Source organism: Desulfovibrio subterraneus, from assembly GCF_013340285.1.
GTDB lineage: Bacteria > Desulfobacterota > Desulfovibrionia > Desulfovibrionales > Desulfovibrionaceae > Halodesulfovibrio > Halodesulfovibrio subterraneus.
Genome location: NZ_BLVO01000012.1, coordinates 492,590 through 512,097, shown reverse-complemented (window position 1 = coordinate 512,097; position 19,508 = coordinate 492,590). Strand labels below are relative to the sequence as shown.

Genomic DNA, 19,508 nt, shown 5'->3' with positions numbered 1-19,508 from the left:
GGCTCCCCTGAAGGCGCAGACGGCAGATGTTTATTCCGCCGTCCACCGGTGATGTGCTACTGGCCCAGTTCCTTCAGTGCCAATTGCTCCACGTAGGCAATATGATCGTGCATTTCCCTGTAGGCGGCATCAGGATCACGATCCATCAACGCCTTGAGAATGCGCTCGTGGGTTTCCACAGCCCAGTCACGCCTGTGATCATTCTGCAACGTGAAATCTCTGCTTTCCGCAACAAGGTCGTGAATTCGGGTAACCATCTCCAGCAACACGCTGTTTCCCGTGGCTGCAGCAATGAGCTTGTGAAATTCGCAGTCCGCTTCAGAGCCGGTGTTGCCGTGGCGGATATCTTCAATCTGCGCGTCCAGCTGGGCTCTCAGCCCCACCAGTTCCTCATCGGTGACATTGCGTGCCGCCAGTGAGGCTATCTGGGGTTCTATGAGCTTGCGCAGTTCAAGCACTTCCGCCAGCTTGCCACGGCATCTTTCCAACGCTGTGGCCAGGGGCTCTATCACCTGTTCTTCTTTCTTCTCAAGAACATAGGTTCCGTCGCCCAGACGGCTGGTCACTATCTGCTGCTGCTCAAGCGCCCGTATGGCTTCACGCACGGAGTGACGCGAAACACGGAATATTTCCGCCAGCCGTCGCTCCGCCGGAAGCTTGTCTCCGGACTTCAATTCGCCCTGCGCGATCAGCTCGCGAATCTGGGCCACAATCTCTTCATGCAGGCGCACGCGGCGCGTTGTCTTGGTTTCCACTATTTCCGACTTCATGCGTACCTTACCACGGGAGGAATGCCTCCCGCAAACTGGTCTGACCAATATGGACCAGGTCAGAACTGATTGTCAACTCAAACCCTGCGCGTAAATCTGCGCGACACACCCTGTGCGATACCTCAAGCGCGAGCAACCGGCATGAGGCCCCGATCGTTACTGGTGCACACCTTCCACCATGCGGCCTTCGGAAATGAAGGAAATGCCCTGCGAGTTCTGCGTGCCTATCATAACGGATTGCGCAAGGGGAGCACTGACCGGGCGTGCAGCCTTCCACCGGATGATGAAGCAACCACCCACCCCGGCCTCTTCGTCCGACTCGTCAACGGTCAGTTCCACCGCAGCCAGCGGGCCAAGCGTCTGGGGGGCTGTCAGGTACTGCCGCAGGGTCTTGCCTGCAGAGCTGACGTAGCGCACTTCATGAATTTCTATGGGCGTTGCTGCATCGGTGTTGCGCAAGCTCACCGTGACAGCCACATTGAAAAGGCGCGTCCGCTTTTTCTGGTTGCCGAAATATACGCTTGAATAGACGGGAAGATAGATGGTCTGCGAATACCACTTCTCCGCGAAGGGAACGCCCGCAGCCCCGGCCTGTCGGGGCACGGGTGCAAACAACGTTATGGCGACAAGCAGACTCAGAACCATAAGGCATCGGGTACGCATGTTTCCTCCTGATCTTCCCGCCCGCCAAAGGCGCAGGCAGTGTTCTTTTTCGCAATATGCGCCATAATGCCCCTCTCTTCAAGGAAAACCGGTGACAAAGAATAAAATGTGAATTACGATTCACAAAACACGAACAAGCCGGCTTCTTTCACTGGAAGCATTGCAAGCCGGATGCTATACAAAAAGAGCCGTACTGTAACCGCAGCTCTGCCCTGCCCGACTAGAACAGGAGGCCTGCGGACCCGCAGGCACATAACCAGCCAACACAGGTGCATCATGCGTATATCACTCACAAGAAAACAACTCATATTTCCCGCCATCGCCGCAGGCATACTCTGCCTGTTCGTTCTCATAAAGACTGCCCGCAAGCCCGAACGTATCGATGTGGCGGAACGCATCACTGCCGTCCGGGTAATACAGGCCCCCCGGCTTGCCGTGGTGCCTCGGGTTATCGGCTATGGCCACATACAGGCCGGTCAGGAATGGCAGGCAGTAACGGAAGTAAGCGGGCAGATTGTTGAAATCAACCCGCACTTCAAAAAGGGGGGGCTGCTCGCCAAAGGGGACATGCTGGTACGCATAGACCCTGCCAAGCGGCTCACCGCCCGCCGCCAGTCAACGGCGGATGTGAACAAACTGCTCGCGCAGCTGCGGGAACTGGAACAGACGGAAAAAGACACGCGCCACTCCCTTGAGGTGGAACAGAAATCACTTGCGCTCTACCGCAAGGACTACGAGCGCATGCGCAGCCTGATGGATTCCGGCACCATTGCCCGTTCCGAGATGGAAAGCACCGAACGCCAGTTGCTGACACAGGAAAACAAGGTGCAATCCTACCGCTCCACACTCAACGGCATTCCTGCCCAGAAGCAGGCCCTGCTGGCCAATATTGCAGCCAGCCGCAGCCGCCTCGAAGAAGCGGAAATAGACCTTGGCAAGACTTACATCAGCGCTCCGTTTGACTGCCGCATCACCGAAGTTTCCGTAGAAAAGGGACAGGCGGTCTCCTCCGGCCAGACCATAGCCAAAGCTGATTCCATAGGACTCTCCGAGGCTGTGGCGCAGATGCCCTTATACATGTTCCGCTATGTGGTCCCGAGAGGTGCCAATCCCATTGCGCAGGGAGAAAAGCTGGATACGGAGACATTCCAGCGCTTTCTTTCTCTCGACGCGCTGGTACGCATAGAACTGGGGAACGACACCATTACATGGAAGGGCCACGTCGCCCGCATGAACGATTCCATCGATTCGGTCACACGCACCATAGGTGTCTATGTGGCGGTGGAGGATTCCTATATCAAGGCAGAACCGGGCAAACGTCCGCCGCTGCTTCCCAACATGTATTGCGAGGTGGAACTGCGCGGCAAACCCATCGATCCGGCAATCACCATTCCGCGCTCCGCCCTGCACGGTGACACCGTATATGTGATGAATGCGGACAACCGGCTGGAGCTTCGCAAGGTTTCCGTGGATTTTCCGCAGGGGCACATTGCCGTCCTGCGCTCTGGGCTTGAGGAAGGCGAACAGGTGGTGCTCACCGACGTTATCCCTGCCATGGAGAACATGCTTCTCAACCCCGTAACGGATGAGAAGGTGCTGGAGGCGGTAAAGCGTGAGGCCCTTGGTGAAGGGGATGTCCGATGAAGCGCATTCTTGAATATTTCACCTCGCACCCCACGGCGGCAAACCTGCTCATGGCGGCCTTTCTGCTCATGGGCCTGCTTGCGGCCCCCAAGCTGCTGCGCGAGACATTCCCGAGATTCACGCCGGACAAGGTGCAGATTTCCATCCTCTACCCCGGCGCCACCGCCGAAGACGTGGAAGAATCCGTGTGCGAACGGGTGGAGGAAGCACTTGAAGCCCTGTCTGAGGTGGCAGAGGTAACCAGCGAGGCGCGCGAAGGGTCTGCCGTGATCATTGCGGAGATGACCGAAGGCGGCGATATAGACCGCTTTCTGAACGATGTGCGCACCGAAGTGGATGCCATTGACGATTTTCCCGAAAAGGTGGAAACGCCCATCATCACCCAGCTGAACCGGCTGGATTTCGTGATGTCCGTGGCGGTTACCGGCCCCATGTCCGCGCCGGACCTCAAAGCCTATTGCGATCAGCTCAAACGGCAGCTGCTTTCCGAAACCGACATAACGCAGGTTACCGTGGCCGGTTTTTCCGACCATCAGATTCGCATCGAAGTGCCTGCACAGGCACTCATGCAGTATGGACTTTCGGCTTCCGACATTGCTGATACCGTGGCGGCACAGAGCCTTGACCTGCCCGGCGGCACACTGCAGACCGACACAGGTGACGTGCTCATCCGATTCAAGGACCAGCGGCGTACCATACAGGAATTTGAAGAACTGGTCGTGGTGGCCGGTTCGTCCGGAGCGGAAATACGGCTCGGCGACATTGCGACCATTACCGACCGGTTCGAGCTGGACGAAGACAAGGTCATTTTCAACGGGCTGCGTGCGGGCATTCTGCAGATCAACAAAACCCAGCAGCAGGATGCGCTGGACCTTGTGAGCGAGGCCGAATCATTTCTGGAAAATGAACGCCATCAGGCACCGCCCGGCGTGCACCTGACCGTGACCAAAAACGTTTCCGACATTGTTTCCGACCGCCTCAACATGCTGCTCGAAAACGGCGTGCAGGGTCTTGTTCTCGTTTTTCTCACCATGTGGCTGTTCTTCAGCTTCCGATACGCCTTCTGGGTTTCCATGGGGCTGCCGGTTTCCTTTCTGGCTTCCCTGTACGGCATGCAGGTGACAGGCATGACCATCAACATGATGACCATGGTGGGCCTGCTGCTGGCAACCGGTCTGATCATGGACGACGCCATTGTCATTGCGGAAAACGTGGCCTCGCATATCAAAAGGGGCAAACGTCCCTTCGAGGCGGTGGTGGACGGCACACGGGAAGTCGCAGCGGGAGTTACCGCATCATTTATCACCACAGTGCTCATCTTCGGCTCGCTGGCCGTGTTTATGGAAGGCAATATCGGCAAGGTTCTCTGGGTCATGCCCTTTGTGCTCATTCTTTCGCTGGGGGTCAGCCTTGTTGAGGCCTTTCTCATTCTGCCTCACCATCTGGCGCATTCGCTCGGCGGCATGCGGCAGGACCGTCAGAGCCGCTTCCGCCTTCGATTCGACGCCATGTTCGAGCGTTTTCGCGAGGAAAAGCTGGGCAAAGCCGTAGATGCCGTTGTCCGCTGGCGCTACCTCTTTGTAGGCTTCGTTGTCGCTTTGCTGCTCATCAGCGTGGGCATGCTGGCGGGCGGCCGCCTGAAATTCAAGGTATTCCCCGATCTTGAAGGCGATCAGGTGGAAGCCCGCGTTCTGCTGCCGCAAGGGACTCCCCTTGCGCGAACCGAAGTCGTGGCAGAACGGCTGGTAGCCGCCCTCAAGAGCATTGATGCCGAATACGCCCCGCAGCAGCCCGACGGGCAGCACCTCATCAAAAATATCGCCATATATTACAACACAAACTCGGATGCCGATGAAACCGGCCCGCACGTGGTAACCGTATCCGCCGACCTGCTGGCATCGGACCAGCGCACCGTCCGCCTTGACGACATGACGGCCATGTGGCGTGAACGCACGGGTGTGGTGCCGGATGTCATCTCCATGGTGTGGAAGGAACCCGTTATCGGCCCCGGCGGTGTACCGCTGAGTTTCCGGCTCAAGGGCGAAGATCTGCACCAGCTCAAGGCGGCCTCACTCGATCTGCAACTCTGGCTGTCACAATACAACGGTGTGGTGGATCTGCAGGACGACCTGCGGCCCGGCAAACCGGAACTGCGGGCCACACTGAAAAACGGAGCCAAGTCTCTGGGTATAGACGCACGGCGCATCGCCTCTCAGCTTCGCACTGCATTTTTCGGCGCAACTGCCACCGAACTGCAGCATAACGGTGAATCCTATGAAGTGGACGTGCGGCTTGCCCCCAAGGACAAGGACAGCCTTGCCGATCTGGACTACTTTCACGTCACGGATGCTGCCGGCAACCAGATACCGATCGGCAGCGTCGTCAACATTGAAACCGGCCGGGGCTGGGCACGTATCGCCCGCGTGAACGGTTTGCGCACAGTCACGGTGGAAGGGGACGTGAACACCGCCCTTGCCAATGCCAACCAGATACGCAACGACACCTTGCGCAATTACATTCCCGAACTGCTCAAAAAATATCCCGGCATCCGCATGTCGCAGGAAGGCGAAGCCAAGGAAGGTGCCAAGACAGGCGGTTCCATGAGCACAGCGTTCATAGTGGGCATTGCAGGCGTATTCATGCTGCTGAGTTTTCAGTTCAAGAGCTACTCCGAGCCCATATGCGTGCTCACGGCCATACCCATGGCGCTTATCGGCGTTATTTGGGGGCATATGCTCATGGGGCTCGACCTGACCATGCCGTCCATGATGGGCTTTATCTCCCTTGCCGGGATCGTGGTGAACGACTCCATTCTGCTGGTGGAATTTCTCAAACTCCGCCTTGAGGAAGGCATGGAGCCTCAGCGTGCGGCCCCCGCAGCCAGCCGGAACCGGCTACGCGCGGTATTACTCACCTCGCTGACCACCATCGCAGGCCTGCTGCCGTTGCTTACGGAAACCAGCATTCAGGCACAGGTGCTCATACCCCTTGCCTGCAGCATCATCTTCGGGCTGGGCATGTCCACGATCATGGTGCTCTTTCTCGTCCCGGCGCTCTACTGCGTGCTGGACGATCTGGGACTCACCGGTCCGTCACGGGAGCGCAGGCAACGCCAGAATCAGGCATAATACCATAAAAAAGCCACCAGTTCCGGTGGCTTTTTCTTTCATGAACATCCTCTGGTGCTATTCCCGAATATGTTCCAGTCCCTGCATGAGCAGGCTGGTGACATGATCGTCGTCCAGTGAATAGAACACGTTCTTGCCTTCCTTGCGGAAACGAACCAGCTTGGCCGCCCGCAAATACCTGAGCTGATGCGAAACAGCCGACTGCGACATGCCTATGACAGCAGTAAGATCGCACACGCACAGTTCGCGTCTGGCCAGCGCCAGAAGCATGCGCACGCGGGTACCGTCCCCCAGCAGTTTGAACAGCTCTGCAAGTGCGGCGACATGAGCATCGTCCGCCATGGAGGCACGCACTTCATCTATAGCATCGGTGTGCTCGCAAAAACTCTGACAGACCGGATTCACTTCGGACAAGATTAACTCCCTGCACTGGTCGTGGTAGAGGTTTCGGACGTTGCCAGGGGCACCAGCGCCCTCACCTGTGTGCCAATGCCCTTTTCCGAAAGTATGTGCAACTGTCCGTCCACAAGTTCAAGGCGTTCGCGCATACTGTCAAGCCCTATGCCAGATCCGGACAATTCCTGCGGATCAAAACCGACACCGTTGTCGGCAATGGTCAGGCAGCAGTACCTCCCTTCCTGCAACAGCGTAAAACTTACGGCGTCTGCCCCGCTGTGGCGCACGGCATTTGCCAACGCCTCCTGCGCTATGCGGAACAGAACGGACTTCTGCCGCTCGTCCAGCAGTTCCTCGTGCATATCCGTAAGCAGACGGATGCCTATATGCCCGTGCATGGTGGAAAATTCATCCTGCAGCCAGCGTAACGCCGAGTGCAGGCCAAGATCGTCCAGCACAGTGGGGCGCAGGTCCATGATGATGCGGCGCAGTTCGATTATAGCCCCTTGCAGCAAAGACACTACCTTGCGGGCCACATGCGTATCGTGCGGCAGGGCAGCCCGTTCCTTTTCGGCAAGATCCGCCTCCATCATGAACTTGATGCCGGAAAGGGTCTGCGCCATGCTGTCATGCAGCTCGCGGCCGATGCGCTTGCGCTCATCTTCCTGCGCCGAGAGAACACGGGCGGAAAGCCAGCGCACGCGCTCTTCCGCCTTCTTGCGGGCGGAAACATCCTTGCCGTAGAGAGCAATGCCCCCGACAGCGCTCTTGATATCCAGCACGGGGTAACAGGTAACATCCCACACGGCATCATCCGAACAGTATTCCTCGCGCCGTGGAATACCGCTTTCCATCACCATTTCGATGATTCTCCGCAGGGTTGTTTCATCCTTGGGGGCCACCCTTCCAAAGAGATTCGCACCCACAAGCTCTTCTTCAGTCGCATCCAGCACCTTGGCGGCTGCGGTATTAAGCGTGATGATCCTGCCCTCCGTATCCAGCAGCATGGCACAGTCTGCCAGTGCGTTCATCAGCGCGGTAAGATGGTTGCGCTGTTCAATAACCTGTCTCTCTGCCCTCTTACGCTCGGAGATGTCATGCACGATGGAAAAGGTTGTCCGGCTCAGGTCACCTTCAACGGCACCTGAATACACCTCCACATCCACAACGCTTCCGTCTTTTCGCTTATGCACCGATTCGAAATGCGCACTGCCATCCTCAAGAATGGTGTTATGGCGCTTATGGATAAGGCTACGGTCTGTCGTCGTGATATCGGTAAGGGACAGCCTGAGCATCTCTTCCCGGGTGTATCCGTAAAACTGCAAGGCTGCGGCGTTGGCATCGAGAATGGCCAACGTTTCCCTTTCGACAAGCATCTTGATGGCCTGGTTGGTGAAAAACAGGCTCTTGAAGCAGGCTTCGCTCTCTTCTGTGCGCCGTTGTGCCTCCAGACGTTCCATAGCTTCGTGCACAAGGCGTTCATTCAGTTCTGCCAGTGCCGCAGTGCGTTCCTTGACACGCTCTTCAAGCTCGCTGTGCGCCTGCTCCAGAATAAGCTGTCCCACCTTGCGCTCTGTGACATCCGTTGCAATGCTCAGCGCCAGCACCTCGCCGGAGGGAGTGGGCAAGGGTTTGATGACGGCATCGTACCAGCGGAAAGTACCCATCTCATCTTCAAGCTCGCATTCGAACTGTTCGGAACAACCGCTGGCGCACACATGTGCCGCCCTCTCGCATCCGAACAGTCTTGCGGGGGATGCATCTGAAAATATCTCTGTCGGCAGGCATTCTTCGGAAAAGCCGAACAGGCCCGCAAAAGCCTTGTTTACCAACCGTGGCGAACCGTCCGCCGCGTAAACCGAAATATAGCTGGAATCCGTATCAAGGATGAGCTGAAAGAACTCCCGTTCGCGCCGGAGTGCCTCTTCCGCCCGCATCCGTTCATGCATCTGCTCCTGCAGCGCCGTGTTGCGGGAGGCAACGCGTTGCTCGAGCAGGCGTTGCGTGTGCAGAAACCCCTGACGCAGGGAAAGCCGGTTCGTTATGTCCAGCAGGACGATAGCAACCAGTCTCTTTCCGTCCAGCAGAAAAGGAGCAGAACGCCATTCACTGATGATCCCTCCGCGCTGTTCGATGATCAGGCACCCACCGCCTGTCCGCGCAGCCTCAAAGGCCTGGAAACGGGCGTCATCTTCAGAGAACATATCCCTGATATTGCGCCCGGCAACGGTATCAGCTTCCGCTGTTTCCTGCGATCCCCCTCCGACATAGAGAATCCGGCCGTCCTCGCCGAGCACCATCAGAGAGTCACGGATATTGTCGCTTACTGAACGCATCACGGGAACCGGACATGACAGACTACTCAGTGAACCGGACAGTTCCTCGTTACGAATTCGCAGCAGTTCATTCTCACGCTTCAGGGCGTCCAGTTCCTGCAGAAGCTCGGCTTCTGTTTTCCTGTTCAATAACGTCGGCATGGCTTGTTCCGGTCGTTAAATGCTTGTCGGTTTCCTGCTTTTCAGCCTGACAATAACGAATGCCACTATCTGACATACTTATCAAAACAGAACAAGCCACACGCAAAAAAGCCGTCCCGGAATATATTCCGGAACGGCTTTTCTTTCATTGCAAGGCGCTGCTAGGAAGCGATCTGGTGCGCCGCTGCCTCTGCCGGAGCTGAGACAGGAGCCGACGAAGCGACTTCCGCCAGTTCCTCGGCCGAGAATATCCTGTTCACATCCAGTATGATGACAAAGTGTTCCCCCTGTCTGCCCATACCCTTGATGAACTCGGATTTGATGGCCGTACCCATGCGGGGTGCGGCCTCGATGGTATCCTGCCCCATTTCGAACACTTCGCGAACAGAATCCACCAGCGTACCAATGATCGTGGTGTCGCCGTCCAGCTCCACCTCGACAATGATGATACAGGTGTTCACCGTGTCCTCAACGGCGGGCATGCCGAACTTGCGCCTCAGTTCCAGCACGGGCACAGCGTGTCCGCGCAGATTGATCACCCCCCTCATATAGCTGGGGGTTCGGGGAATGCGCGTGATGGAGGCAAGCTCCAGCACTTCGCGCACGGAACTGATATCGAGCGCGAAAATCTCTTCCGCCAGAGAAAACGTGAGATACTGATTATTTTCGGCCATGGCTCCTCCTGTACTCATTTACTGCCGGCGCCGGAGGCTGGTGGAATAATTATGGTAACACCTTAACAACGCAGCAGGCCGGACTGTACAGTATTTTTTTTACTGAACGCTCCGCACCGTCACCGTCAGGCAAGAGAAATCTGCTGCGCCATTGCCCGCATGCTGTCGGTATCGGGGCACCGGAGCAGCCCGTCCAGACGTTCAAAGGGCAGCAGCGCCGTATCATACTCCACCACAAGCGTGCGGGTGAAGATATTGAGCCGTGTCTTGCGGATGGCAGCAAGGCCGGAAACACCGCTACGGGACAACGTAGCCGCTTTGGGGTGGTTTCTGACAGCCAGATCGACTTTCAGCGACAGCCTGCCCGGCACGTGCTTTTCCACGGCCAGATATTCCCACAAATCCGCGAGAAGGGAAAGTTCCATATATTTGTAATTCCGATATTTTTTAAGGTAGAGTGCAATAATACCCGAGTACCGCGTGAACACAGTACCCCCATCGGGTTCGGGAGACAAGCCCCGCATAGCTCTGCAGCAGGGCTGGTGGATGTCGGAGCAGCCCGCCTGCGGCAGCATGCAGCCATGCAGATCAATACAGGCGTGTTTCCCCCTGCGCTATGAGCCGCACCTCACCCCCTATCCATGCTCCGCCAAAACCTGCCGCGCCGTAATATTCAACACGGGCGTGTATGCTCTGCCCGCTCGGCTGCACTACCAGCGCGGAAAAGCCTTCGCCCGTGCGCAGGGTTTCCAGCACGCCAAGAGCCACACTCCCGGAGCCACACCCCGTTTCGTGATGTGTGGAGCGGGTCTCACGCACCCAGACAACCGGATCTATCTGCATGGCTCCGTTCTTGCGGGCATACCAGACGCAGCCCACGGCATCTTCCTGCTCCAGCTCCAGAAACGCACGGAGACGCGAACATTCCGCAACATGATCGGCGGGCATGGGATGCTTTGCGGCATCAAGCAGCACATGGGTGATCCCTTCCAGCGTCACCACATCCAGCCCCGGCCCCACATGACGCAGCAACCTTTCTGTGTTTTGCGGCAAAGCCAGCCGGACGGAGGCGTCATACGCCTTTCGCACCCCGGAGTTGTCGGCGGAAAATACGGCGGGCACATCGCGCACGGCCACATCCACCCTGACCGGCTCATTGGCGCCGGACACGCGTATCTCACCGCAATAGCGCGAAGACTGGCCATCACCCGCAAGGGCGGGATGTCCCCGCATGACAAGAACCGCGGCAAAGGAACGTGCTGCATTGCCGCAGAACTCACCGCCCATCATCTCAAGATATGGCACATCGCTCCCTTCCGTGGTCATGAAGCCGACCTGCTCTCCGCCAAGATGCAGCGGATTCATCAGCACGTTTGCCAGATGCGCGCGCATCGCCCCTTCCGGAGCGGGCATATCGAGCAGGATGGTTGTGTTTCCTCCGGGACTGAGCTTGGCGAAGGGTATTTTCATCTTTGCGGAACACTCCTTTTGCAAAATCCGACCAGAGCAAGGGTTGTAGCGCAACCGGCAAGCAACACACAACCCACACTTTTGTTGTTCCGCTATCATATTATAATGCGGCAATGGTGAACTCTGCGGTATTTTCAATAAATCTGACGGAAAACACAATTGTAAAGACTATCTGTGATGAAACCACCAAAACATCCAAAAGCATTCTGTCAATCATTATTTTTGATAACATTTTTGTAATTATCCAATTAATTCAGCATATATCTACCAAACTGAATACACAGTCAACGGGTCTATTTTGTCGCAAAGACACAAATTCGTAGCATGTAAAGAGTTGATTTTAAACACTATATTTTATTACAATTTTGTAAATTCATAACATATTGATAATATTTGTTTTATACAAAAAAGGAAACAAGCCAAAAATTGTTTGCAAGAGTCACAGCTTTGGATAGAGTACATCGCACTGGGAAACATTCATTTTTGGCAAAATCATTATGTTGAGGAGGCTATCCATGAGGAAAATCGTGTTTACGGCTCTGTTAGTGCTGCTTTTCGCCGCTCAGGCCTTTGCGGCAGACGCAATCAAGATCGGCTTCAACATCCCGCTCACCGGCGACATCCCGAAAGTGGGTGAAGCCTCCAAGTTCGCAGCTGAAATGCTGAAGGAAGACATCAACGGCGCTGGTGGCCTTGAAGTCGGCGGCAAGAAGTACATGCTGGACTTTATCTATGAAGATAACGAGTCCAAGGCAGAATCCGCTGTTAACGTTGCCCTCAAGCTTATCGAACGCGATCAGGTTGTTGCCATCGTCGGCCCCAACTCTTCCAAGCAGGCTGTACCCGCCGGCGGTACCTGCGACGACAACCAGACTCCCATGGTGACCCCCTGGTCCACCAACCCCGACACCACCCTTGACCGCCCCTGGGTTTTCCGCGCGGCCTTCCTCGATCCCTTCCAGGGTCCCGTGGTAGCCAACTTTGCGGAAAAGACCTTCGGCGCCAAGACCGCGGCCGTCATCTATGACGTATCCAACGACTACTCCAAGGGTCTTGCCGAGATCTTCCAGCAGGTCTGGGAAGGCAAGAAGGGCGCAGGTTCCGTGGTTGCCTTTGAATCCCACGGCACCAAGGACCAGGACTTCTCCGCACAGCTTTCCACCATCGTTGCGGCAAAGCCCGATTTCATCTTCATTCCCGATAACTACAACCAGGTTGCCCTTATCGTTAAGCAGGCACGCCAGCTTGGCTACAAGGGTCCCTTCATGGGCTCCGACGCATGGGGTTCCGCTGAACTCATGACCCTGTGCGGCGACGACTGCGTAGGTCAGTACTTCTCCACCCATTACGCAGCCGCAGGCGCCACCGGCAAGACCAAGGAATTCATCGACCGTTACTCCGCCAAGTATGGCTACACCCCTGACGACGTCGCCGCCCTGACCTGGGACGCAACCCGTCTGGTGCTGCAGGCCATTCAGGAAGCCGGCACGGTTGATTCCGACGTCCGCAAGGAACGCAAGGCCATCCGCGAAGCCATGTCCAAGATTCAGAAGTTCGAAGGCATCACCGGCACCATGAGCTTTGACGAACAGGGCGACCCCATCAAGTGCGCCGTTGTCGTCAAGATCAGCCCCAAGGGTGAATTCGAATTCACCGAATCGGTCTGCCCCGAATAACCACCCGCCACACACCATAAGGCGGCGGGTTCTTCCCGCCGCCTTTTTTACACCACCACAACACCAACCATTTAACGACAGTTCCTGAATGTGCTGTTGAGGAGGTCTCCTCCCTGTGGAAACGCTGCTTCAAGGCTTCCTGCAATACGTCATCAACTCGTTGCAGTGGGGTAGCTTCTACGCCCTGATAGCTGTGGGATACACTCTGGTTTATGGCGTACTGCTGCTGATCAACTTCGCCCATGGAGACATCTTCATGGTCGGGGCATACATTGCGTTTTTCGTTTCAACCCTGCTCATCGCCGAACTGGGTGGCGTGGCTTCGGGCTGGACGCTTGTCATACTTGCCGTTCCCCTTACCATGTTGCTCACAGCCTGCGTGGGCGTGACACTTGAGCGGGTTGCATACCGCCCGTTGCGCCGCAAAGGTGCTCACCGCCTCTATGTGGTTATCACGGCGCTCATGTGCGGCCTTATTCTCGAAAACGGCAACCTTGCCCTGCTGGGTGCGAGCCGCAAGAAATTCCCCGAAATGGTCGACACGGTTGTGCTCACCATCGGCGGAGCTTCCGTTACCAACCTCAAGCTGCTCGTCATTTTCGCTGCATTCGCCGTGTTCCTGTTCCTGCACTGGATCGTGACCAAGACCAAGCTCGGCATGGCCATGCGCGCCGTTTCATTTGACAAGTTCGCGGTTCCGCTCATGGGCATTCCGCTCAACACGGTCATTGTGTTCACCTTTGTTCTCGGTTCGGGCTTTGCCGGACTCGCGGGGCTGCTCTTCGCCATGTCCTACCCCATCCTTGAGCCCTACATGGGAGCACTGATAGGGTGGAAGGCCTTTATCGCGGCCGTTGTCGGCGGCATCGGCGACATTCGCGGCGCGTTCATAGGCGGGTTCCTGCTTGCCTTCATCGAAATCGGCGTTGCCTCAGTGCTGCCCTCGTCGTTCCGCGACCTTTTCGCCTTCAGCATCCTGCTGGTCATCCTCTGGATGAAGCCCACAGGACTTTTCGGCATAGCCAAGACCACCAAGATATAACTCGGGAAACAGGAACTCCGATGCAAAAACACACGTTCACCATCGCGCTATTCCTCTCCTGCCTTGCCTTGGTGGGTTGCGCGCAATACAGTTTTCTCGACCAGTACATCCTCACGGTCATCATGTTCATGGGGATCAACATCATTCTCTCTTCCAGCCTGAACATCATCAACGGCTACATGGGTGAATTTTCCTGCGGTCACGGCGGCTTCATGTGCGTGGGGGCGTATGTCTCCTCCATCCTTTCCGTGGCCCTGTTTGCCAAGGACAAGGTATTCGGCGCTCCGCTGCTGCCACCCGACCTTGCATGGATAGGCTTTCCGGTAGTCATTCTCGGTGGCGCTGCCGCTGCCGCCGTTACAGGCCTTATCGTGGCGCTGCCCTCGTTCAAGACCCGCGGCGACTACCTTGCCATTATCACCATCGCAGCCAACTACATGATCATCTCGGCCATCGAGAACATGGACATCATCGGCGGCCCGCGCGGTTTTCAGGGCATGAAGCGGGTGATCAATTCCATGAGCGACGTGGCAGACATTCCGTGGATGCTGATCTGGATCATCATCGGCACCATCTTCTCCATCTGGATCATCCGCCGCTTCGTGTCTTCCACCTACGGCAAGGGCATCATCGCCATCTGTCAGGATGAAGTGGCTGCGGAAATCATGAGCGTGAACACCAACAAGATGAAGATAGCCGCATTCATGCTCTCTTCCGGCCTTGCCGGGCTTGCCGGCGGCCTGTTTGCGCACGTGTACGGCTATGTTAACCCGCAGTCGTTCAACATCATGAAATCCACCGAGTGCATGGTCATGGTCTACCTCGGCGGCATGGGATCGCTCAGCGGCTCGGTGCTCAGTGCCATACTCTTCACCATGCTCATAGAATCTCTTCGTTTCATCATTCCGGAAATCGACAGCCTGATGCATTCCATAGGCATTCTGCCGGACAGCTATGAGATTTCACAGGTATGGAAGTGGGTTATCATCCCGCTCATCCTGTTCTTCCTCATGCAGTTCAGGCCTGAAGGTATTCTCGGCAACAGGGAACTGCCGGATCTTTTCCCGAAACTGCGTAAATACTACAGCTTCAAGTAGGGGGAACGGTCATGGCACTACTCGAAATATCCAACATGACGCAGAGATTCGGCGGTCTGCAAGCCGTTTCCGACTTCAATATCAGCATTGAAGAAGGCCAGCTGCTGGCGCTCATCGGCCCCAACGGGGCGGGCAAGACCACCGTGTTCAACCTGACCTCCGGTTTCTACCAGCCCACGGAAGGCACCATCTTGTTCAACGGCAAGCCCACTGCGGGCCTCAAGCCGCATCAGGTAACTTCCATGGGCGTGGCACGCACCTTCCAGAACATCCGCCTGTGGCACGACATGACAGTGCTGGACAACATACGCATATCCCAGCACCACCGCATGGGCTACAGCGTGTGGGATGCCTTTCTGCGCACGCGCAGGTACCAGAAAAGTGAAGCTTCCATCGACAACACGGCGTGGGAAATGCTGGAGGCAATGAGCCTTAAGGAATACGCCTACGAGCGGCCCAAGAACCTGCCCTACGGCATGCAGCGCAGGGTTGAGATAGCCCGCGCCATGTCCATACGGCCCAAGCTGCTGCTGCTGGATGAACCCGCTGCGGGGCTTAACTCCTCTGATGTAGAGGGGCTGATCAAACTGATCAGGTGGATTCACTCCGAGTTCGACATCACCATCTGGATGATCGAACATCAGATGAAGGTGGTCATGTCCCTGTGTGAACACATCAAGGTCATCGACTTCGGTTCCACCATCGCCGACGGGACCCCGGAAGAGATTCAGGCGAATCCCGTGGTCATCAAGGCATACCTTGGAGACGATACAATCTGATGCTGCTATCTATCGAAAACTTATACGTAAAATACGGCAATATCGAGGCACTGCACGGCGTAACCTTCCATGTGAACGAGGGCGAGATAGTCACGCTTATCGGTGCCAACGGGGCGGGCAAATCCACCACCCTGACCAGCATCATGCGCCTGCCTCCCCCGGAAGCCCCGCGCGTGATCTCCGGCGACATCAAGTTCAAGGGGCAGTCCATCCTGAACGTGGAACCGCACGACGTGGTTGCCAAGCTCAACCTCGCACTGGCTCCGGAAGGCCGCCGCATCTTCGGCAACCTCACGGTCATGGAGAACCTCACACTGGCAACCTATGCCCGCAAGAACGATCCGGATTCGGAGATAAAGCGCGACCTTGCACGCATCTTCGACCTCTTCCCCCGTCTTGCGGAGCGCAAGAACCAGCGCAGCGAATCGCTTTCCGGCGGTGAGCAGCAAATGCTGGCCGTTGGTCGCGCCATGATGACCAAGTGCGATGTGCTGTTACTCGACGAACCTTCCATGGGGCTTGCCCCCCTGCTCATGTATGAAATGTTCCGCACCCTGAAGCAGATCAATCAGGAAGACGGGCTCACCATCGTGGTGGTTGAACAGAACGCCAAGGTGGCACTCAGCCTTGCCCATCGCGGCTACGTGCTGGATACCGGTGAAATCGTCGCCAGCGGTTCTGCCGAGGAACTTGCCAACGACCCCGAAGTGAAGAAAGCCTATCTTGGCGGGTAGCCCTTCGTGAACTGCAAACACAATCCCCGCTGGCGAAAGCTGGCGGGGATTTTTGACTACAGGCTAAGTCATATCGGGTATTTTTTGGCTCCGCCGGGCAGGAACCTAACGTTCCTGCACCTCGTAGAAGCGATGAAAATCCGTTTTTGGGATCTCATATCCGGCTTAACGAAAATACGGGTTTACTGAAAACAAAGGTTTGGCATTAACCCAAAATCCCCGCCAGTTTGTGCTGGCGGGGATGTCTTTTTATCAGGCGAATAAGGCAAGAACTCAATGCCTGCTATCGTTGCCGGTCCCCGTTATCGGAAAAGGCGACCTGATACTGCCCCGGCGTCATGCCCATTAGCTGCTTGAAACGGTGGGCAAAGTGGCTCTGATCATAAAAACCGGAAGCCAGTGCCGCATCTGTGCTGGATGCTCCTTCGGCAAGCAGGGAAGCGCCATGCCGTATGCGGCAGAGCAGCTGCCATGCAACCGGAGGAAGACCGACAGCGGCCCGAAATTGCCTGCAGAAACGAACGGAAGCCCCACCCGCCCAGCCAGCCGCGTCGCCAGATCCTTCCTCAAGCCCCTTCAGAAAACTCCGCATCGCTACTGCAATTTCCTGCGGACACCGTTTTCCGGCCGATATGGCAGTGTCATCTGCCATAATGCTCAGGCCTTTCTTCTCCGCCAGCAGAGCAGCCAGCTTTTCCAGAAAGGCTCCTTCTGCGGCATCATCAAGATCCTGCAGACGCGCGACCAGTTCCGGCGAAGTGACAATCCGACTTCCGGATACCGGCAGGCAGGCCGCAGACACGCATAGGGTTGAATACAGGAGAGCCGCTTCTTGCACTCTCCCGCCGTCGTGCACGCGACCTTCCGTACAACCGTCAACACAGCTTTCCGCACAACCGTTCACGCAGCCTCCCATGCGACCTTCCACGTAACCTTCCTCGTAACCTTGCCCGCCAGCGTACCCGCCATTGGCCCTGTCGCCTTTGGTCGATTGGGGAAGAAACGCGCCGCACCCGTGCACATGACCGGCCGCTATAACCAGTAATTGTCCGGACTGCAGCCGGAGCACGTCATTGCCAAAGAAAAAATCCCTGCGCCCGGAATGCAACCCGACAATACATACGGTGCGATGCGCATGGCGCATGACCCTGCCTGCGGCGGAACGGCCATGCAGGAGCAGACTGCCCGATGCCAGCCGGATGAGATCTACAATTCCTGAAGGAGGACGCGGCATGGTCACCTCATGCGGATATTGCCACATCCTTCGCAAGGGCACCGGCCGGTGCTACAACAATGCGGGGACAAACGTGGCAAGAATGAAAACGCCATCGTCGCCGGCTACAACCTTATGCGCCACCCCCTGCGGCATAACACCGCAGACACCGGCTGCATATTCGGTGATACGCCCGTCCAGTTCACACCGTGCACTGCCGGAAACCACGGAGTGAAACTCCCAGTTATCAGGGTGGTTGTGGGTTTCCAGCACGCATCCGGGGTCAACGCGGACAAGATGGATACTGAAACGCCCCTGCGTATGGCCTGATGTCACCATATGCCTGAGAGCCACTCCGGTAAAGGCAGGATGAGGGTTCCAGCTCACCTCGGAACAGCAGATATCGGCGTCTGCCAACGCAATATGACTGTTGAGAAAAGGGTTGTTCAACATTATGTTTACCTCCGCGCCGACAGTGCACGAAAATGAATTTCCTGTATTGTACGATACGGATGCCATGCCACACGTCCGCCTGTCCAAAAATGAGACAACCTGCCGTTATGCCAGAATATTCGGCTGCATGCCATCAGACGATTCGCCCGGCAGATGATACTCGGCATCAGGCATCCGTACCAAAAGCGCGGCCACCTATATCATTGTTGCACCGTTACGGTTATTATCATGCTCAGGAATAACCATAACAGCCATATATCGACCATTACGCACCATCTCCAGCATATCCCATTGGTAACACACTGAAATTGTGCTAAACCAGACGCATGAAATCAGGTATTGTCATTTTGCATGAGATTGCTAGCATTCAATCAGCTATCATTTATGAAACGGCACCCGAGGAGAAAACATGAGCTTTGATATGGACAAGGAACGCAAGCGCCTTGAGCGCAAACTCACCCTGCTGAGCAAGAAGGAGTTCTTGCCTGCGCCGTTGCTGCGCATTGTTTCCGACACTGCCACACTGCAACTGGCTGCCCGGGGCGAGGTATCTGTCCAGGCACCTGCCATCCCTACCCCGCCTGACGCCCATGTTCAGGGTATGCCTCTGTTGCCGCGCGAGCTGTTCAGCTTTGATCCCAAGCAGACTGCCATTCTCTTCGGCAAGCTGCTCGCGCTCATGGAGGCGGCAGGCGGCGGCCTCACCGAAGCTGCTTCCACCATTCGCTCCGGACTGGAAGACCGTACCTTCAACCTGACTGAAGCATGCGAAGCCTTTCTGAAAGACGACACCCTGTTCTTTGCCGACTGGGCCGCCAGACTGCCCGGCGCGCCGAGCCTTGTGCGCTACCTTGTTCAGGGCAGCCTCACTCCCTCGCTGGAAGCAGTGGCGGAACAGCTGAAAGAACACCACAACAACGAAGTGCCATGGACCTTTGGGCACTGTCCCTACTGCGGTTCCCAGCCTCTTATTGCCACCCTGCGTGAGAAGGAAGGATTCAAGCACCTCACCTGCTCTTTCTGCCGCGGTGAATACAGAGCAAAGCGCCTGCAGTGTTCCTTCTGCGGTGAAGAGGATCACGAAAAGCTCGAATACTTCAAAGCAGAAGGCGAACCGGGCTTTGAGGTCCATGTATGCCACACCTGCAACTGTTACATGAAAACGGCAGACTTCAGGGAGCTGGACGTTGTAAGCATCCCTGCCCTTGACGATCTTGAATCGCTTGCGCTGGATATTCTCGCCCGCGAACAGGGTCTTTCGCGTCCCACGCTGTCTGCCTGGGGGTTCTGAT

Annotated in this window: 17 protein-coding genes; 8 read left to right on the top strand and 9 right to left on the bottom strand. The window is 56.5% G+C overall.

Annotated elements, in window-relative coordinates; genetic code table 11:
* Positions 1 to 56 precede the first annotated feature (56 nt).
* Complete coding sequence (locus HUV30_RS06210) at positions 57 to 770, bottom strand: FadR/GntR family transcriptional regulator (protein ID WP_174404537.1); 714 nt, start codon at positions 768 to 770, stop codon at positions 57 to 59.
* A 156-nt stretch (positions 771 to 926) separates the two neighbouring features.
* Positions 927 to 1,433, bottom strand: coding sequence for a DUF3124 domain-containing protein (locus HUV30_RS06205; protein ID WP_205245196.1), 507 nt, complete (start codon positions 1,431 to 1,433; stop codon positions 927 to 929).
* Between the two features lie 276 nt (positions 1,434 to 1,709).
* Between HUV30_RS06205 and HUV30_RS06200 the strand changes: the two genes are divergently transcribed.
* Positions 1,710 to 3,077 (top strand): efflux RND transporter periplasmic adaptor subunit, encoded by a 1,368-nt coding sequence (locus HUV30_RS06200; RefSeq protein ID WP_174404536.1) that lies wholly within the window; start codon positions 1,710 to 1,712, stop codon positions 3,075 to 3,077.
* Entirely contained in the window at positions 3,074 to 6,205 is a 3,132-nt protein-coding gene (locus tag HUV30_RS06195) for an efflux RND transporter permease subunit (protein ID WP_205245195.1), read from the top strand. Before HUV30_RS06200 ends, HUV30_RS06195 begins: the two co-directional genes overlap by 4 nt.
* Before the next feature lie 57 nt (positions 6,206 to 6,262).
* Here the strand turns inward: HUV30_RS06195 and HUV30_RS06190 are convergent, their stop codons facing one another.
* From HUV30_RS06190 to HUV30_RS06170, 5 genes are all read right to left on the bottom strand, one after another.
* Positions 6,263 to 6,622 carry an ArsR/SmtB family transcription factor gene (locus HUV30_RS06190; RefSeq protein WP_373869326.1) on the bottom strand — a complete coding sequence of 120 codons (360 nt, stop codon included), beginning with the start codon at positions 6,620 to 6,622 and terminating at the stop codon, positions 6,263 to 6,265.
* Positions 6,622 to 9,078 carry a sensor histidine kinase gene (locus HUV30_RS06185; protein ID WP_174404535.1) on the bottom strand — a complete coding sequence of 819 codons (2,457 nt, stop codon included), beginning with the start codon at positions 9,076 to 9,078 and terminating at the stop codon, positions 6,622 to 6,624. Before HUV30_RS06185 ends, HUV30_RS06190 begins: the two co-directional genes overlap by 1 nt.
* Positions 9,079 to 9,239: 161 nt before the next feature.
* Complete coding sequence (locus HUV30_RS06180; RefSeq protein ID WP_174404534.1) at positions 9,240 to 9,752, bottom strand: chemotaxis protein CheW; 513 nt, start codon at positions 9,750 to 9,752, stop codon at positions 9,240 to 9,242.
* A 125-nt stretch (positions 9,753 to 9,877) separates the two neighbouring features.
* Positions 9,878 to 10,177, bottom strand: coding sequence for a hypothetical protein (locus tag HUV30_RS06175; RefSeq protein ID WP_174404533.1), 300 nt, complete (start codon positions 10,175 to 10,177; stop codon positions 9,878 to 9,880).
* A 163-nt stretch (positions 10,178 to 10,340) separates the two neighbouring features.
* Positions 10,341 to 11,222 (bottom strand): histidine racemase CntK family protein, encoded by an 882-nt coding sequence (locus HUV30_RS06170; protein ID WP_174404532.1) that lies wholly within the window; start codon positions 11,220 to 11,222, stop codon positions 10,341 to 10,343.
* Positions 11,223 to 11,737: 515 nt separating this feature from the next.
* Between HUV30_RS06170 and HUV30_RS06165 the strand changes: the two genes are divergently transcribed.
* The 5 genes from HUV30_RS06165 (at position 11,738) to HUV30_RS06145 (ending at position 16,550) form a co-directional block, all read left to right on the top strand.
* Positions 11,738 to 12,898 (top strand): ABC transporter substrate-binding protein, encoded by a 1,161-nt coding sequence (locus tag HUV30_RS06165; RefSeq protein WP_174404531.1) that lies wholly within the window; start codon positions 11,738 to 11,740, stop codon positions 12,896 to 12,898.
* Positions 12,899 to 13,022: 124 nt separating this feature from the next.
* Positions 13,023 to 13,940, top strand: a complete 918-nt coding sequence (locus tag HUV30_RS06160) for a branched-chain amino acid ABC transporter permease (RefSeq protein WP_174404704.1) — start codon at positions 13,023 to 13,025, stop codon at positions 13,938 to 13,940.
* Between the two features lie 20 nt (positions 13,941 to 13,960).
* The gene (locus tag HUV30_RS06155; RefSeq protein ID WP_174404530.1) at positions 13,961 to 15,037 is read left to right on the top strand and encodes a branched-chain amino acid ABC transporter permease; all 1,077 of its coding nucleotides are present in this window, start codon (positions 13,961 to 13,963) and stop codon (positions 15,035 to 15,037) included.
* A gap of 11 nt (positions 15,038 to 15,048) precedes the next feature.
* Positions 15,049 to 15,816: an ABC transporter ATP-binding protein gene (locus HUV30_RS06150; RefSeq protein WP_174404529.1), complete on the top strand. Its 768-nt coding sequence runs from the start codon at positions 15,049 to 15,051 to the stop codon at positions 15,814 to 15,816.
* Complete coding sequence (locus HUV30_RS06145) at positions 15,816 to 16,550, top strand: ABC transporter ATP-binding protein (protein WP_174404528.1); 735 nt, start codon at positions 15,816 to 15,818, stop codon at positions 16,548 to 16,550. Before HUV30_RS06150 ends, HUV30_RS06145 begins: the two co-directional genes overlap by 1 nt.
* A 283-nt stretch (positions 16,551 to 16,833) precedes the next feature.
* Here the strand turns inward: HUV30_RS06145 and HUV30_RS06140 are convergent, their stop codons facing one another.
* Together HUV30_RS06140 and HUV30_RS06135 are read right to left on the bottom strand one after the other, a co-directional pair.
* Positions 16,834 to 17,784, bottom strand: coding sequence for a helix-turn-helix transcriptional regulator (locus HUV30_RS06140; RefSeq protein WP_174404527.1), 951 nt, complete (start codon positions 17,782 to 17,784; stop codon positions 16,834 to 16,836).
* A gap of 51 nt (positions 17,785 to 17,835) precedes the next feature.
* Entirely contained in the window at positions 17,836 to 18,216 is a 381-nt protein-coding gene (locus tag HUV30_RS06135; RefSeq protein WP_174404526.1) for a cupin domain-containing protein, read from the bottom strand.
* A gap of 409 nt (positions 18,217 to 18,625) precedes the next feature.
* Here HUV30_RS06135 and HUV30_RS06130 point away from each other — a divergent pair, with 409 nt between their 5' ends.
* The gene (locus tag HUV30_RS06130) at positions 18,626 to 19,507 is read left to right on the top strand and encodes a formate dehydrogenase accessory protein FdhE (protein ID WP_174404525.1); all 882 of its coding nucleotides are present in this window, start codon (positions 18,626 to 18,628) and stop codon (positions 19,505 to 19,507) included.
* Position 19,508 lies beyond the last annotated feature (1 nt).